The sequence below is a fragment of the Pseudarthrobacter sp. CCNWLW217 genome (genome assembly GCF_037203985.1).
GTDB lineage: Bacteria > Actinomycetota > Actinomycetes > Actinomycetales > Micrococcaceae > Arthrobacter.
Genome location: NZ_JBBCBT010000003.1, coordinates 173,455 through 189,078 on the forward strand (window position 1 = coordinate 173,455; position 15,624 = coordinate 189,078).

Here is a 15,624-nt window from a genome sequence, read left to right on the forward strand (position 1 = left end):
TATTCCCCGTGCGTTCCCGCCCACTTACTTTGTTCGACGCGCCCAGGAACCCGGCGCGTCGTGGGTGGTGGACGGGAATCCGGGGGAGTAACTGGGCAGGAGCGCCCAGAAACGGTGGTGCGGAGCAGCCGATTGGGGGCACACTGGGGCGTGTGAGCGAACCGTGGGTACTGCATGTGGACCTTGACCAGTTCATCGCAGCTGTCGAAGTGCTCCGCCGGCCCGAGCTCGCCGGCAAGGCGGTGATCGTTGGCGGCCGCGGTGACCCGACAGAGCGGGCGGTGGTTTCCACGGCCTCCTACGAGGCCAGGGTGTACGGCGTCGGCTCCGGTATGCCGCTGCGCATCGCCGCACGGAAAGTACCTGACGCCGTCATCCTGCCCGTTGACCAGGAAGCCTACCTCGCTGCGTCCGAAGAAGTCATGGCCGTGCTGCGCTCGCAACCGGGGGCAACTGTTCAGGTGCTCGGCTGGGATGAAGCCTTTATTGGCGTGCAGACCGACGATCCGGAGGCGTATGCGCGGCAACTGCAACGAGACGTCCTCGAGGAGACCCGGCTGCACTGCAGTGTCGGCATCGGTGACACCCTGGTCCGGGCCAAAGTAGCGACGTCGTTTGGCAAGCCGGCCGGCGTCTTCCGGCTCACGGAAGAGAACTGGCTCGAAGTCATGGGGAGCCGGCCCACGATCGAGCTGTGGGGCGTGGGAACGAAAGTCTCGCGCCGCCTTGCCACCCTTGGCATCCGGACAGTAGCCGAACTCGCGGCGTCCAAAGACGATGATTTGGTCCCCGAGTTCGGCCCGAAGATGGGCCCTTGGTATGCCCAGCTCGGGCGGGGTGACGGTTCGCGGACCGTCGATGACACGCCTTGGGTGGCACGCGGGCATAGCCGGGAAACCACCTTCCAGCGCGATCTGACTGAGCAAGGCCAGGTTGACGACGCCGTCAGGGAGTTGGCTGCGCACGTACTGGAGGATGTCGCTGCTGAGGGGCGGCCGGTGATCGGGCTGACGCTTAAGGTCCGATACGCCCCGTTCCTGACCAAGACGTACGCCCGGAAGATCCCCGAGACCTCGGATCCGGCAGAACTGCTCGCCCGCGCCCTCGACCTCGTGGCCAAGATCGAACCGGGCCGTCCCATCCGATTGCTCGGGCTGCGTGCCGAAATGGCGATGCCCGAAGATTCCCGGCAGGGACACACGCCGACGCGCAGCGGCTGGTGACGGGTCCTGCCGAGCTTGCGAGGCGCGGGGAGTGGTGGGGAGCGATCTATGGGGGAAGGCACAAAAAAGCGGCGGCGAATCCCCCATGGGAATCCGCCGCCGCGCGCCTATGGCTGACTAGTCGCGCTTGAACTCGTCCTTGATGTCTTCGCCGACCTTCTTCGCGTCGGCCTTGACCTGGTCCTTCTGGCCTTCGGCCTTGAGGCGGTCGTTGTCGGTGGCGTTTCCGGCTGCTTCCTTGGCCTTGCCGCCCATGTCTTCTGCTGCGTTACTGATCTTGTCTCCGAGGCCCATGGTAGTGCCGCCTTTCGTTTCCGATGGATCAAACAATGCCTTTTCACCATAACACGAAGCATGCTTACTATTTCAAGTCGTTGAGATGCCCCGATATCTGTTGATTGTCATTGCCCCCGACTAGGCTCGAACCATGGATCACAGCACCAGCCTTACACAGCACATCCACGCTTCGCCGGAAAAGGTCTGGTCCGTCATTTCGGACATTCCGGGTTCGGCGGCCACCCTGTCCGGCATTGATTCCATCCAAATGCTGAGTGAAGGCCCGTATGGCGAGGGCACGCGCTGGAAAGAAACCCGCACCATGATGGGCAGGTCCGAAACGGTGGAAATGTGGGTGGCCCAGGCTGATCCGCCGCGCAGCACCACGGTCAAGGCCCTGCAAGGCGGCGCTGACTACACCTCCCGGTTCAGCCTGGCGGAGCGCGACGGCGGCACGGACCTGACGCTGACCTTCGGCGCCGACGTCGTTAGGCCCACGGTGTTCAGCAAGATAACAATGGCCCTGTTCGGGAAAATCGGCATGAGCATGACGCGCAAGGCGCTGGCCAAGGACCTGGCGGAGATCGCGGCCAAAGCGGAATCGCTCTAGTGGCGGCCAGGCCGCCCAAGGTTACCGGCCCCCGGCTCTCGCCGATTCTCCTTGAAGAACTTACGGACGATCCCGCGCCGGACTTCCAGCGCGGAGTTCGGTACGACGGCGTGCGGTACAGTCGCGCGGCGGCAGACGGTCTCGAGCTCAGCGGCACTGACTTCGCCGAGTGCGAATTCCAGGGCGTCTCGTTCAATGACACGCAGCTGCGCGGCGCCACGTTCCGCGACTGCATCCTGGCTGAGCTGTACGCGCCCGTCTTCACTGCGGCCCGCACCACTTGGCGGGACGTGCGCATCGAAAATCCACGGCTCGGGTCCGCTGAAGTGTACGAAAGCGGGTGGCAGTCCGTCCGGATCGACGGCGGAAAGCTGGACTTCCTGAACCTCCGTGGCGCCAAGCTGATGGATGTCCTGATCACCGACTGCATCATCAATGAACTGGACCTCGGTTCTGCGGCGGTCACCCGGGTAACGCTGAAGAACTGCACCATCGGCACCCTGGACCTCACCGGCGCCAAGTTGAAGGACTTCGACCTCCGCAGCACTGACTTTCGTACCATCAGCGGCCTGGGCAGCCTCTCCGGAGCCATCATCGACGACTACCAGCTCAGCCTCCTGGCCCCGCTCCTGGCAGCCCATCTCGGCGTAGTGGTTCTCTGACCCCTCCGGGGGAGGTCTTGGTGCCCCTTGCGCGTGCAGTGTAGTCTTTTACAGAACGAACGGTCGGTAAGTGGATAGCATCTCCTTAGCCGCCGACGATGACAGTGCTGTTAATCGCGTGAAGGGTGTTTCCATGGCGTCAGCTACCGCAGGACCGCAGGCTTTTCTCGTTGGCGGTGTCCGCACCCCGGTGGGACGATACGGCGGGGCGCTGTCCTCGGTCCGCCCGGACGACCTCGCCGCACTGGTCATCCGGGAGGCGGTTACCCGGTCCGGCCTGGATCCTGACACCATCGATGAGGTCATCCTGGGCAACGCCAACGGGGCCGGGGAGGAAAACCGCAACGTAGCCAGGATGGCCACTTTGCTGGCAGGGCTTCCCCTCCACATCCCCGGGATCACGGTCAACAGGCTGTGTGCATCAGGCCTGAGCGCCATCATCCAGGCCAGCCAGATGATCAAGTCCGGCGCAGCGGACATCGTGATCGCCGGCGGCGTGGAGTCCATGAGCCGTGCGCCGTGGGTCCAGGAGAAGCCGGCCACCGCCTTTGCGAAGCCCGGCCAGATCTTCGACACCTCCATTGGCTGGCGGTTCGTAAATCCCCTGTTCCAGAAGGGCGAGCTGGCGCGCGAGGGCAAGATGACCTACTCCATGCCGGAAACCGCCGAGGAAGTCGCCAGGGTTGACGGCATCACGCGGGACGACGCCGACGCCTTTGCCGTCCGGTCCCACGAACGTTCCCTGGCCGCCATCGCCGCAGGGCGGTTCAGGGACGAGATCGTCCCGGTGACGGTCAAGTCCCGCAAGTCCGAAACCGTTGTGGACACCGATGAAGGCCCCCGCGCCGGCACCACCATGGACGTCCTGGCCGGCCTGCGCCCGGTTGTCCCGGGCGGCTCCGTGGTCACCGCGGGAAACTCCTCCACCCTCAACGACGGCGCCTCGGCCATCATCGTCGCGTCCGAGGCCGCCATCGAGCGGCTGGGCCTGGTACCCCGCGCCCGCATCATCGACGGCGCCTCTGCCGGCTGCGAGCCCGAAATCATGGGCATCGGCCCGGTGCCAGCCACGCAAAAGGTCCTCAAGCGGAGCGGCCTCAGCGTCGGTGACCTGGGCGCCGTCGAACTTAATGAAGCGTTCGCCACGCAGTCGCTGGCCAGCATGCGCCGGCTCGGCCTGGACCCGGAGATTGTGAATAACGACGGCGGCGCCATCAGTTTGGGGCACCCGCTGGGTTCCAGCGGTTCCCGGCTCGCCATCACCCTGCTGGGGCGGATGGAGCGCGAGGACGCCAGGATCGGCCTGGCCACCATGTGCATCGGCGTGGGCCAGGGCACTGCGATGTTGCTGGAGCGCGTGTAATGGCGGCCCAGGACCTAGCGAACGAACACTTCAGTACCCTGCTGGTCGAGGAGCGGGAGGACCGCGTGGTTGTCCTCCTCAACCGCCCCGAGGTGAGAAACGCCATCGACCAGCAGATGGTGGACGAGCTGCACGTTATCTGCGCGGCGCTGGAGCAGAATCCCAAGGTCCTGGTCATCGCCGGCGTGGACGGAGTCTTTGCCTCCGGGGCGGACATTGCCCAGTTGCGCGAGCGGCGCCGGGATGACGCGCTGCAGGGTATCAACTCCACGATTTTTGTCCGCATTGCCAAGCTGCCCATGCCCGTCATTGCCGCCCTGGATGGCTACTGCCTGGGCGGCGGTGCCGAGCTCGCCTACGCGGCTGATTTCCGGATTGGAACGCCGAGTGTACAGATCGGCAACCCCGAGACAGGGCTCGGCATCCTGGCCGCGGCCGGAGCCAGCTGGCGGCTGAAGGAACTCGTAGGCGAACCCTTGGCCAAGCAGATCCTGCTCGCAGGCCTGGTGCTCCGGGCCGAGGACGCCTTGGCGGCGGGCCTCATCACGGAAATCCATGAGGCACCGGAACTGATGGCCGCCGCGCACAAGCTCGCGGACAGGATCGCGCGCCAGGATCCGCTGGCCGTGCGGATCACCAAGTCCGTGTTCCACGCCCCTGCCGAGGCCCATCCGCTGATCGACCAGCTTGCCCAAGGGATCCTCTTTGAGTCCCAGGCCAAATTTGACCGCATGCAGGCGTTCCTGGACAAGAAGCTGGACAAGAACCTCGACAAGAAGACAGAGAAGAAATAGCCATGGCCACTTCGAACCTTCCTTCCACCGTGGGCGTCCTCGGTGGCGGCCGCATGGGCGCAGGAATAGCCCACGCCTTCCTTATCAAGGGGGCCAACGTCCTGGTGGTGGAGCGGGATGAAGCCTCCGCAGAAGCCGCCCGCGAGCGTGTGGAATCCGCCGCTGCGAAGAGCATCGAACGCGGCGCCACCGACGGCAACCTGGACGAGATCGTCTCCCGGCTCGCGGTCACGGTGGACTACGACGACTTCGCCGACCGGCAGCTAGTGGTCGAGGCCGTGCCCGAGGACTGGGACCTGAAGGTTACCTCGCTTCGCGGCATCGAGGAGCGGCTGGCCGAGGACGCATTCCTGGCCTCCAACACCTCATCGCTCTCGGTCAACGGTCTGGCCCGTGAACTGAAGCGGCCGCAGAATTTCCTCGGACTGCACTTCTTCAACCCCGTCCCCGCCTCCACGCTCATCGAGGTGGTGCTCGGCGAGCAGACGTCCCCGGACTTGGCCGCGGCCGCGAAAAGGTGGGTCGAGGCACTCGGCAAGACCGCCGTCGTCGTCAATGATGCGCCCGGCTTTGCCTCGTCACGACTTGGCGTGGCTATCGCGCTGGAAGCGATGCGCATGGTGGAGGAGGGCGTGGCCTCCGCGGAGGACATCGACGCCGCCATGGTGCTTGGCTACAAACACCCCACCGGCCCGCTCAAGACCACCGATATCGTGGGCCTGGACGTGCGGCTGGGGATCGCCGAGTACCTGCACTCCACGCTGGGGGAGCGTTTCGCGCCGCCGCAGATCCTCCGGGACAAGGTGGCACGGGGCGAGCTGGGCCGCAAATCGGGCAAGGGCTTTTTCGACTGGCCCAGTTAAGGCTGCTCTAGCACGGCGTGGGCCTAGGCTGGTGCAGTGAGCTTTCTTGAACCCATCACCCTGACCGGCCGGCACGTCATCCTGGAGCCCTTGCGTCCGGCACACCACGACGGCCTGGTGGAGGCTGCACGCGATGGCCAGTTGTGGAACCTTTGGTACACGTCCGTGCCGACGCCGGAGGAGATGGCCGCTGAGATCCGCCGACGCCTGGGCCTTCAGGAGCAGGGGTCCATGCTGCCGTTCACCACGCGCCTGATCGATCCGGCCACCGGCGGACCGGGCCGGATCATTGGCATGACCACCTACATGAATATCGATCCCGGCACACCCCGGGTGGAGATCGGCTCCACGTGGAACGCGGCGTCAGTGCAGGGTACGGGCACCAACGCTGACTCCAAGCTCCTGCTCTTGAGCCATGCGTTCGACGTGCTGGGCTGCCCCGCGGTCGAGTTCCGGACACACTGGCTCAACCACCAGTCCCGGGAGGCGATTGCCCGCCTGGGCGCCAAGCAGGACGGAGTTCTGCGCAACCACTCGCGGACCAAGGACGGCGTGCTCCGGGACACTGTGGTGTTCTCGATCCTTGAGCACGAGTGGCCCATGGTCCGGAACGGTCTGGAGCACCGGCTCGCCAAGCGCCAGTAGGGGCGCTCGGCGGGCCGGCTATCAGCGCCTAGCCAGCGCTTGGAGGTTCACAGTAGCAGTGAGGGCATCGGCATAAGCATCATGTCCGGCCGCATTCGGGTGGAAAGTATCATCGGTCAACTCAATGGGCGGCACAAGGTCAAGAACGATCCATTGCTGCAGGGTATTGGCTTCGTGCCCGGCGAACGGAGTCGTGACATCGATGTAAACGGCGTTGGCTTTTGAAACCGCGTTGGCCTCTGCCACAGCTGCAAAGATGGTGTCGTTCAAGGCTTCCGTCCCCGCGTTGACCAAGGCCTGGCTCTCCGGAGATAGCACCGGAAGGCCACGTACTGGATCAAACAGCAGCGGGTAACCAAAAACGGCAATCTTGGCTCGCGGTGCCGCCCGGTGAATGGCGCTCAGGGCTTCGACCAGGTCAGCCTGTATTGCGGGCAACGTAGCGCTGGCATTGGCAACCGCCAGCTGGCAGGCTTCAAACGTAGAGAAGGCACAGGTGAAGAGCACCGTGTTGAAACCAAGATCATTCGCTCCGGCAGTCAACGTGACCAGTTCGGTGCGGCCGGAGAGTGCTTCGGAAGCGGCGAGGGCCGCGATCTGCTCCATAACGCTGGGTACGATGTTGGATGCCCTGGCGTCCAGGAGTGCACCATGGCATGCCCCGTTACTGACGACGTCGTCAACGATGGCCAGGTTCTTCAGAATGTCGACATATCCGCCCGGGGTCTGGTCGCAGGGGAAGTTCGGGATGAAGTCCGTTGCCCCCGTCCCGGCTGTGTAGGAGTCGCCGACCGCCACGAGATCGACATCCGGAACCGGCGGCGCTGCGTCCGCCGGAACGGCCGTGAAGCCCAGTGCCATGGCCAGGGTGGCGAGGCCTGCTGCAAAAGCCGGGCGCCGCCGTCGTCCTGTTGGAAGTGTCATTGGTTTCCCCTTAGCTGATCGAATGCACGGGTGAGGTATGTGACACGGTACGCCTGGACGCGGCGGCGGTCACTGGCCCGGAGTACCCTATTTTGCTGGCCCGGCTACCTATTAGGGGATGTGCGGCGCTCGCCGGCGTGTGGTTAGCTGTCCGGATGAAGAAACCTGGCGGACCCCTGGACTGGGACGGGGCTGTGAACGCCTGGCACGTGGCCGGCGCCGTCTACCGGATGGGCCGCCGCGAATGGCTTACAGCGGCCGGCTGGCGTACCGCTTACGACGACGGCGTCCGCACCGTGGTGGACCTCCGTAACTCCCATGAGGCCCGGCGCCGGGACACAGACCCAGCCGTAACGGAAACGGCATGGTCCGGCATACGGATGGTGTCCGCCCCCACCGAAGACCCGGACGATCCGCGGTTCACTGCAGTCTGTGGACCGTACCTGAACGATCCTGCCCACTACGTCCACAATGTCCGGCTGTTCCCGGCGAAATTGGTGGAAGTCTTTCGCACCATTGCCGAAGCCTCGCCCGCCGGCGGGGTGGTGGTCCACTGTGCAGCGGGCCGGGACCGCAGCGGCATGGTGGCTGCAATGCTGCAGGACCTGGCCGGCGACACGGACGAGCAGATCGCCGCCGGCTACGCCCGGGCTGCCCGCGCCATCAATGAGCGCTACCGCACGCACGGGCCGCCGCACGACCGCGAACGCTACGTTGGGGAAACCGAATTGGCGCCGCTGCTGGAAGAGCGGGGCCACATCGTGGTGGCCTTTGTCCGGGACCTGGACACAGAGGACTTCCTGCTGCGGCACGGTCTCACCGACGCTGAGCTGACCGCTGTGCGGTCCGTGCTCGGCGCCACGGTGGCTCGATGAAATCTGGACCAAGCCAGGGGGCTGGGATGAAGCGGATTCTTACGCTTGGTGCGGCGGCAGGGCTGTTGCTGGGTTCTGTGATGCTGGCAGACCCTGCTTCGGCAGAATCCACGGAACCGCCCGCGATCGGCGATGGACTCCACACCGCAACGCCTTCCACGCCGGCTGTGAGCGACGCTGGCCTGGCGGACGCCGTTTCCCGCGACTTGGGCCTCACGCCTGGGGAGTTCAACGCCGCGGGTGAGCTCGGCAGGCAGGCCGCAGCAGCCGCTGAGGCCCTCCGCGGAACACCCGGCTACACCGGGACCCGGCTGCACAACGGCCGCATCCTGGTCAGTGGCTCCGGACCTGAACTGGAGGCCAGGGTTTCGGAGCTCACTGCCACCATTCCCGCACTGACCCTTGAGGAACCCGCCCCGGAGAACGCTGTTAGTGCCCCCGGGACCGAGTTGGCGGTCAGTGCGCATCAGCTTTTCCAGGCCTACGTCCGGGAGGTGGGCCCTCAGGGGCTCCAGGCCGTGGCCTACTCCGACGGTCGGTTTGTCATCCGTACAGGCGGAACCAACGCACCCGAATCGACTCCCGAAGGTCCTTCGGCTCCAGCTCCGGATGCCCCGACCGCGGCGCCCGGGAAAGTGTCGGCCGAGGACTTTGTGGCCCGGTTTGCCAATGTGGAGCTCGACGCCGGCACGGACCTTGCGCCGGAAGCGGACGTAGTGGGCGGCCAAGGCTACATCGCCGACACCTGGGAAGTCTGCTCCACCGGGTTCTCGGCGTTCGATCCCGCCGGCCTGCCGTCGGTCCTCACTGCGGGGCACTGTTCGAACGACGGTGCCGCGCAGCAGGCCAGCCTGGAGTTTCCGGCCTGGACGCCGGCCGGACCCCTAGGGACCTTCGGGTTCAGCCAGTTCGGCGGCCCCGGCAACACGGGCATCGTCGGCAACGAGGACAACCCCGGCAATGTGGGGACTGACGTGGCCGTGATCGGCTCCATAGCCCCCGGACTTGAACCGCAGCCTGCCGCGAGTACCTGGAAGAACCCCTCCCAGACGGGCCCCGACGTCAAGGTCATCGGCGTCGCCGCACCCGTGGAGGGGCAGCCGGTCTGCCGCTCAGGGCGGACCTCCGCGTGGTCCTGCGGGATCATCGATGAGGTGGGCATCTACGTGGTCCAAGGGCGTTCGGGCAACCCCGCGGACCTGAGGGCGTTCAGCGGGTTCCTGTCCTTCGCGGTCCAGTCCAGCGGGGGCGACTCCGGCGGCCCCTGGCTCAGCGGCAATTACGCCGTGGGCATCCACGCCGCCGGCGAGGGCGCCGGCGCGCCGGTGAACTTCGCAGTGGCCGCCACGCTGCAGGACGCCCTGGCGGTCCTGCCCGGCTACCAGCTGGAACTCTTCCTCAACAAGCCGGCGGTGACGTCACCCGCGCCCGGCAGTACCTACGAACCAGGACAAACCATCACCGGGAACGTGCCTGCCGTCCCTGCCTCTGCCGTGGCCGCAGGGTCCTCTGTCAGGATCACCGTTGCCGGGCACGAGCCCGTCGAGGTGCCTCTGGATAATGAGGGGAACTGGCAATTCACGGCCCCCGAAGCCGTGCCCGGTGCGGCTCCCGCAGCGCTCAGCTTTACGGCCGAGACTGTCAACGGCTTCAGCGCTTCCGGTCCCGGTGCCTTCGAATTTGCGCCGCCGGCGCAGGAGGATTCCAGCGAGGCGGCACCCGTCGTCGAACCCCCGGCCGTCAGCCCGCCGGACAGAAACCAGTCGGTCACCAACCTCGCGGACACCGGAGCCGACGGCGTGCTGACCGCAGCCGGCGCGGCGTTGGCAGCGATCGCCGTCGGCGGTGTCCTGGTGCTGCTGGCCCGGCGCCGGAACTGGCATCCCAACTAGGTAGCAGCAGATGCTGTTTTGAGCCCTCATAACGACATTTGCTGCTACCTAGTTGGGATGGGGCTAGTTCTTCCGGTCCATCAGCAGGTTGGTGATGCGCATGGTGCAGAGCCGCTGGCCGGAGCCGTTGGTGATCAGCACTTCGTGCGTGGTGAGCGTACCGCCCAGATGGATGGGCGTGGCCGTGATGGTGATCTGGCCCTCGCGGGCGGAGCGGTGATGGGTGGCGGAGACGTCCACACCTACGGCCGTCTTACCCAGGGTGCTGGCGTGGATGACCGCCGCCCAGGATCCCACGGCCTCGCCCACGGCCAGGGACGCGCCGCCGTGGAGCAGGCCGAAGGACTGCCTGTTGCCTTCCACCGGCATTGTGGCCACCACGCGCTGGACGGATTCCTCCACGATCTTGACGCCCATCTTCTCGTCGAGTTCGCCCAGGGTGATTTTCCAAAGGGTGGCGTCGGTGACCTCAGGGGCCGGGTCGGTGCTGTCCTGGGATGGGGCGGTCATGGCTCTCCTTTGTGGCAATGCTGGAAGTTCTAGTGTGCAGCACGGAACATTCATGTACTGTAGGTATATTACCGAACGTACGGTCAGTAATGATCTGGCCGTTATTGTTTGTCCCCGTGTTGGAAGGACCCGTCAACGATGACCACCACCGCAACAGCTGAAGCCACAGTCGACACTGTAGAGACCGTCCCCAGTTTTGTGCAGGACTCCTGGTGGACTCCCGACGCCGGTTCCACGGCATCCGCCGTTCCCGTCCGGGACGCGAGCACCGGCGAAGTCCTGGCCAAGGTGAGCACGGACGGCCTGGACCTTGCCGCCGTCGTTGATTATGGCCGTACCACCGGCCAGGCGGAACTGGGCAAACTCACCTTCCACCAGCGCGCGCTCAAGCTCAAGGAACTGGCGCAGTACCTGAACGCCCGCCGCGAACACTTCTACATGTTCTCCGCCCAGACAGGCGCCACGAAGATCGACTCGATGATCGATATCGACGGCGGCATCGGCGTGCTGTTTACCTTCGGGTCCAAGGGCCGGCGAGAGTTGCCCAACTCCCAGGTGGTGGTGGACGGTCCCATGGAGGTGCTGTCCAAGGACGGTTCGTTTGTGGGCGAGCACATCTACACACGCATTCCCGGCGTGGCCGTGCAGATCAACGCGTTCAACTTCCCCGTCTGGGGCATGCTGGAGAAACTCGCCCCCGCCTTCATCGCCGGCGTCCCCACCATCGTCAAGCCCGCCACACCGACCGGGTACGTGGCCGCGGCCGTGGTGAAGGCGATCATCGAGTCCAACATCCTGCCCAAGGGCTCGCTGCAGCTGATTTCCGGCTCAGTCCGTGGCCTGATGGACGTGCTGGACTACCGCGACCTCGTGGCCTTCACAGGCTCAGCGTCCACGGCGCTCTCGCTGAAATCGCACCCCAACGTGGTCCAGGGCGGGGTCCGCTTCACCTCCGAGACCGACTCCCTCAACGCGGCCATCCTCGGCCCCGATGCTGTGGAAGGTACGCCGGAGTTCGATGCCTTCATCAAGTCCGTAGTCACCGAAATGACCGTCAAGGCCGGGCAGAAGTGCACCTCGATCCGCCGGACCATCGTCCCGCAGGAGCTGGTGCCCGCTGTCACCGCCGCAATCGGCAAACGCATCTCCGAACGTGTCGTTCTTGGGGACCCGCGGGCAGACGGCGTCACCATGGGCGCCCTGGCCTCGGTTGAACAGCTCGCCGATGTCCGGGCCGCGGTGCAGTCCATGCTCGACGCCGGCGGCGAGCTGGCGTACGGAACGCTCGATTCGCCGTCGGTCATGTCCGCGGACGGGACCACCGGCGTGGTGGACGGCGGCGCGTTTATGTCGCCAATCCTGCTGAGCTGGGAAAATCCGGAAGCGGAGGCAATCCACTCGCTGGAGGCCTTTGGCCCGGTATCCTCCGTGATTGGGTACAAGGATCTGGCCGACGCCGTCCGCCTCGCCGCCCGCGGCGGCGGCTCCCTGGTGGCTTCGGTCTGCACCAACGATCCGTCCGTGGCGCAGGAACTTGTGATGGGGATCGCGGCCCACCACGGCCGTGTCCTGATGCTCAACCGTGAGGACGCCCGCAGCTCCACCGGCCACGGATCCCCGGTCCCGCACCTGGTCCACGGCGGTCCCGGCCGGGCCGGGGGTGGCGAGGAACTGGGCGGCATCCGCTCGGTCATGCACCACATGCAGCGCACCGCCATCCAGGGCTCGCCCAACATGCTCACCGCCGTCACGGGCGTCTGGCACGCCGGCGCTGACCGGAACTTCACCCTTGAGACTGAGGGGACGCACCCGTTCCGGAAGTCCCTGGAAACGCTGCACATTGGCGACGCCGTCCGCTCCGACCTGCGCCAGGTCACCCTTGAGGACATCACAGCGTTCGCCAACTCCACCGGCGACACCTTCTACGCGCACACCAACCAGGAAGCCGCGGAAGCCAATCCGTTCTTCCCCGGCATCGTGGCGCACGGCTACCTGCTGCTGGCCTGGGGCGCGGGACTGTTCGTGGAACCCGCTCCGGGACCGGTCCTGGCCAACTACGGGCTGGAGAACCTGCGCTTCATCACCCCTGTTGCCGCCGGAGATTCCATCCGCGTGACCCTCACCGCCAAGAAAATCACCCCGCGTGAGACCGACGAGTACGGCGAGATGGCCTGGGACGCCGTCCTGACCAACCAGGATGACGAGATCGTGGCCACCTACGACGTCCTCACCCTCGTGGAAAAGTAACCCACCCGCGGACGCTCTCTCACTTGTTGCAGGTTTTCGCCCAACCCTCTCTCACATGCGAGAGAGGGTTGGGGGTTTACCGACCGGATGTGAGAGAGGGTTTCGGCTCTTTCCGAGCCATCAAGGCGTAAAATTTCCTCCGTAGGAGGTGGCCAAATGAACCTAGCCCTGAGCACAGCCACAACCATCCTGCCAGTCGATGATGCAGCGCGGGCCCACAGTTTCTACACCGAAAAACTGGGACTACCGCACCACGGAATGACAGACGATGGAAGCGAATTACTCGGTACCGACGGCGGCCCGATGCTGCAGTTGATGCCTGTCTCGGACGGAAAGCACTCCGAGCACACCGCCCTCAGCTTCGAGGTGCGCGACATTGAGCGGATCGTCCAGGACATGGAGGCCAAGGGCGTCCGGTTCCAGGATTACGACCTTCCGAACCTGAAGACAGAGAACCACATCTGCACCACGGATTCCGAAAAGTGCGCGTGGTTCATGGACACCGAACACAACATCCTCTGCGTCCACGAGACCTTGGGCACGCAGATGGAGTACCAGCTCTGACCTGAAGGCGGCAACTGCCAGCCGCTTGCCAGACCGCAGGAGGGGCGTCCCAGCGAACGGGGGCTCCCCTTCTGCCTCGTTAAAACCCGCCTTGGACGGGCTTTAAGGGGCCACCGGCCGTTCGGTGAGTTCCACCTTGATGTCCAGGCTCTCGTCGCCCCGCTTGACTTTGAATCCCACCGTATCGCCCGGGTTGCGGTTCCTGAGCTCGGCCAGCAGCTTCTCCGGCGCGGCAAGGTCCACGCCTTCCATCGACTCCAGCACATCGCCTGGCCGGATCCCCGCAGTGCCGGCCGGGCCGTCGTCGTCAACGGACAAAACCACGACGCCGGTGCTCGCGTCGATGCCCAGCTGCTCGGCGATCTGCCGGGTCAGTTCGCCCGGGGTGAGCCCCACGTAGGCGTGCTCCGCCGAGCCATCTGCCAGCAACTCCTCGGCCACCTCGACGGCGGTGGCCGCCGGAATGGCGAAGCCCAGCGCCACAGCACCGGACGACGGAGGAATGTAGGCCTCGCTGATGCCCACCACCTCGCCGCGCATGTTAATCAGGGCACCGCCGGAATTGCCGGGGCTGATGGGCGCATCAGTCTGGATCAGGTCCACCAACGACAGGCTGTTCTGTGCGGAGCCGGGGATGGAGCGGTGAAGGCCGGAGATGATCCCTGCGGTGGCCGTGTTTTCGAAGCCAAGCGGCGAACCCAGCACCACGGCCCCTTCGCCCACCTTGGGCAGCGAGGTCTGATAGGTGGGCTTCGGCAGGCCGGTCCGGTCCGCCTGGACGAGCGCAAGGTCAGTCACGGGGTCGGTTGCCTTGACGGTGCCGGAAACGCGCTGGCCATCCGCGAAGGCCACCTCCACCTCGGTTTGGCCGCGGATGACGTGCTCATTGGTGAGGATCAGGCCGTCCTCGGAGTAGACCACCCCGCTGCCCAGGCCGCCGTCGGTGAAGATCGTAACGACGGAGGGGGACAGGTTTTCCACAATTTCGGTAATGCCGCCCGCTACGTCGGGAGCTGCCGGGGCCTCGGTGCTGGTACCGCCAGGGGTTGCGGCGGCAGAAGTGGCCCCGGCTGTGGATTCGCTGGGACCCGGCGGAACGGGTGAGCCTGTGCATGCGGCAACTGCCAGGATGACGGCCGTCAGGATGCACCAGAGCGCTGTCCGGAAACCGGCTGAAGGGCGTGTTGGACTGGCTGACGGCTTCATGGGCAACCTCCCCGCGGACGCTGGCTCTTACCTCCTAAGGTAACCGTACACAGGACTGGCAGGCCAGTAGTATCAGCCCCGTTCAGTGCGCCCGGGAGGGAGCGTGAGAACCCCCTCCGCCCGCGCCTGTCGGCGGCGTGGACCACGGCGTCACCGGCCGTTCCTGGAGGACGCCGTCCACCGTGATGTCCACCCTCTCGTTATAGAAACTCACCAGCCCGTGGATCTGGCCGGCGTCGCGGAAGGTCCGGTTGTACGCCCACGCGAGGTTCTTCCCGTTCTCGGCCGGCGGGTAGGACCAGTAGCTGGCGGTCCCTTTGTACGGGCACACGGTCCGTTTGGTGCTGGCTTCCATCAGGTCCAGCCGAACGTCGGCCGGAGGAAGGTAATAGCGCACCGGGAGCATCGTTTCATACAGCAGCTGGGCGCCCTTGGTGGCGGCCAGCGTAACGCCGTCGGCTTTGACCTCCACCGTGAGTGAGGACGCCCGGATATCCACTCGGTGGAAGGGGTCGCGGGGATGGCCGATGATCTCCTCATCGTCTTCCAGCCAGTCGAAGGCCTTGAAGTCCAGCACCACATAGCCGGCGAGATCCGGATCAGCCGGCCGGAAAGCCGCCCGGGGGAGCCTCGCGGCGGAGGTGACGACGTCGAGCTCCTCGCCTGGTGCGGTATGCCTGCCGAAACCGGTGCGCGGATCCAGCGAGGGCGGCGCGTCCAGCATGATCTTCACGCCAAATTCGGGAACGTCGCCGGCCTGATGCTCGGGCGGCGCAAGCTCGGCGCGAAGGTCCGCGGCGGGGACTGCGAAGACGGGGGTGATGCGTTGGGGTTCCCAGACCAGGAGCGCGTGGAACGTGTCGACGACGGCGTTCCCGCCTGTCAGGGCCCGCACCCGTTTGGCGGTGGGCTGGTAGCGGAGCTTACCGAACGTGCCGAAGAGTACTTCGGACAGTTTGATGGCCATAAC

Annotated in this window: 16 protein-coding genes; 11 read left to right on the top strand and 5 right to left on the bottom strand. The window is 65.6% G+C overall.

Features of this window, described 5'->3' with window-relative positions; genetic code table 11:
• The first annotated feature begins 152 nt into the window (after positions 1–152).
• The gene (locus V9L18_RS05125; RefSeq protein ID WP_337346090.1) at positions 153–1,223 is read left to right on the top strand and encodes a DNA polymerase IV; all 1,071 of its coding nucleotides are present in this window, start codon (positions 153–155) and stop codon (positions 1,221–1,223) included.
• Between the two features lie 117 nt (positions 1,224–1,340).
• Here V9L18_RS05125 and V9L18_RS05130 read toward each other — a convergent pair whose 3' ends face one another.
• Positions 1,341–1,517: a CsbD family protein gene (locus tag V9L18_RS05130; RefSeq protein ID WP_337346091.1), complete on the bottom strand. Its 177-nt coding sequence runs from the start codon at positions 1,515–1,517 to the stop codon at positions 1,341–1,343.
• A gap of 133 nt (positions 1,518–1,650) precedes the next feature.
• Here V9L18_RS05130 and V9L18_RS05135 point away from each other — a divergent pair, with 133 nt between their 5' ends.
• The 6 genes from V9L18_RS05135 to V9L18_RS05160 all read left to right on the top strand — a co-directional run bounded on the left by V9L18_RS05135 (position 1,651) and on the right by V9L18_RS05160 (position 6,436).
• Positions 1,651–2,109, top strand: coding sequence for an SRPBCC family protein (locus V9L18_RS05135; protein WP_337346092.1), 459 nt, complete (start codon positions 1,651–1,653; stop codon positions 2,107–2,109).
• Positions 2,109–2,771: a pentapeptide repeat-containing protein gene (locus V9L18_RS05140; protein WP_337346093.1), complete on the top strand. Its 663-nt coding sequence runs from the start codon at positions 2,109–2,111 to the stop codon at positions 2,769–2,771. Before V9L18_RS05135 ends, V9L18_RS05140 begins: the two co-directional genes overlap by 1 nt.
• 133 nt (positions 2,772–2,904) lie before the next feature.
• Positions 2,905–4,134 (top strand): thiolase family protein, encoded by a 1,230-nt coding sequence (locus tag V9L18_RS05145; RefSeq protein ID WP_337346094.1) that lies wholly within the window; start codon positions 2,905–2,907, stop codon positions 4,132–4,134.
• A complete protein-coding gene (locus V9L18_RS05150; RefSeq protein WP_337346095.1) occupies positions 4,134–4,928 on the top strand; it encodes an enoyl-CoA hydratase/isomerase family protein in 795 nt (264 codons plus the stop codon). The genes V9L18_RS05145 and V9L18_RS05150 overlap by 1 nt, the downstream gene beginning before the upstream one ends.
• A 2-nt stretch (positions 4,929–4,930) precedes the next feature.
• Positions 4,931–5,791, top strand: coding sequence for a 3-hydroxyacyl-CoA dehydrogenase family protein (locus tag V9L18_RS05155; RefSeq protein ID WP_337346096.1), 861 nt, complete (start codon positions 4,931–4,933; stop codon positions 5,789–5,791).
• Between the two features lie 36 nt (positions 5,792–5,827).
• Positions 5,828–6,436 (top strand): GNAT family N-acetyltransferase, encoded by a 609-nt coding sequence (locus tag V9L18_RS05160; RefSeq protein ID WP_337346097.1) that lies wholly within the window; start codon positions 5,828–5,830, stop codon positions 6,434–6,436.
• A gap of 21 nt (positions 6,437–6,457) precedes the next feature.
• Here V9L18_RS05160 and V9L18_RS05165 read toward each other — a convergent pair whose 3' ends face one another.
• Positions 6,458–7,360, bottom strand: a complete 903-nt coding sequence (locus tag V9L18_RS05165) for an SGNH/GDSL hydrolase family protein (protein ID WP_337346098.1) — start codon at positions 7,358–7,360, stop codon at positions 6,458–6,460.
• A gap of 155 nt (positions 7,361–7,515) precedes the next feature.
• Here V9L18_RS05165 and V9L18_RS05170 point away from each other — a divergent pair, with 155 nt between their 5' ends.
• The gene (locus V9L18_RS05170; RefSeq protein WP_337346099.1) at positions 7,516–8,235 is read left to right on the top strand and encodes a tyrosine-protein phosphatase; all 720 of its coding nucleotides are present in this window, start codon (positions 7,516–7,518) and stop codon (positions 8,233–8,235) included.
• Positions 8,236–8,261: 26 nt separating this feature from the next.
• Positions 8,262–10,127, top strand: coding sequence for a S1 family peptidase (locus V9L18_RS05175; RefSeq protein ID WP_337346100.1), 1,866 nt, complete (start codon positions 8,262–8,264; stop codon positions 10,125–10,127).
• A gap of 63 nt (positions 10,128–10,190) precedes the next feature.
• On the opposite strand, the gene V9L18_RS05180 is transcribed toward V9L18_RS05175, so the two are convergent.
• Positions 10,191–10,637: a PaaI family thioesterase gene (locus V9L18_RS05180; protein WP_337346101.1), complete on the bottom strand. Its 447-nt coding sequence runs from the start codon at positions 10,635–10,637 to the stop codon at positions 10,191–10,193.
• A gap of 138 nt (positions 10,638–10,775) precedes the next feature.
• Here V9L18_RS05180 and paaZ point away from each other — a divergent pair, with 138 nt between their 5' ends.
• Together paaZ and V9L18_RS05190 are read left to right on the top strand one after the other, a co-directional pair.
• Complete coding sequence (paaZ, locus tag V9L18_RS05185; RefSeq protein WP_337346102.1) at positions 10,776–12,884, top strand: phenylacetic acid degradation bifunctional protein PaaZ; 2,109 nt, start codon at positions 10,776–10,778, stop codon at positions 12,882–12,884.
• Positions 12,885–13,040: 156 nt separating this feature from the next.
• Entirely contained in the window at positions 13,041–13,448 is a 408-nt protein-coding gene (locus tag V9L18_RS05190) for a VOC family protein (protein WP_337346103.1), read from the top strand.
• Positions 13,449–13,550: 102 nt separating this feature from the next.
• Here the strand turns inward: V9L18_RS05190 and V9L18_RS05195 are convergent, their stop codons facing one another.
• Together V9L18_RS05195 and V9L18_RS05200 are read right to left on the bottom strand one after the other, a co-directional pair.
• The gene (locus V9L18_RS05195) at positions 13,551–14,654 is read right to left on the bottom strand and encodes a S1C family serine protease (protein ID WP_337346104.1); all 1,104 of its coding nucleotides are present in this window, start codon (positions 14,652–14,654) and stop codon (positions 13,551–13,553) included.
• An 82-nt stretch (positions 14,655–14,736) separates the two neighbouring features.
• A complete protein-coding gene (locus V9L18_RS05200) occupies positions 14,737–15,621 on the bottom strand; it encodes a DUF427 domain-containing protein (protein WP_337346105.1) in 885 nt (294 codons plus the stop codon).
• Between the last annotated feature and the right edge of the window lie 3 nt (positions 15,622–15,624).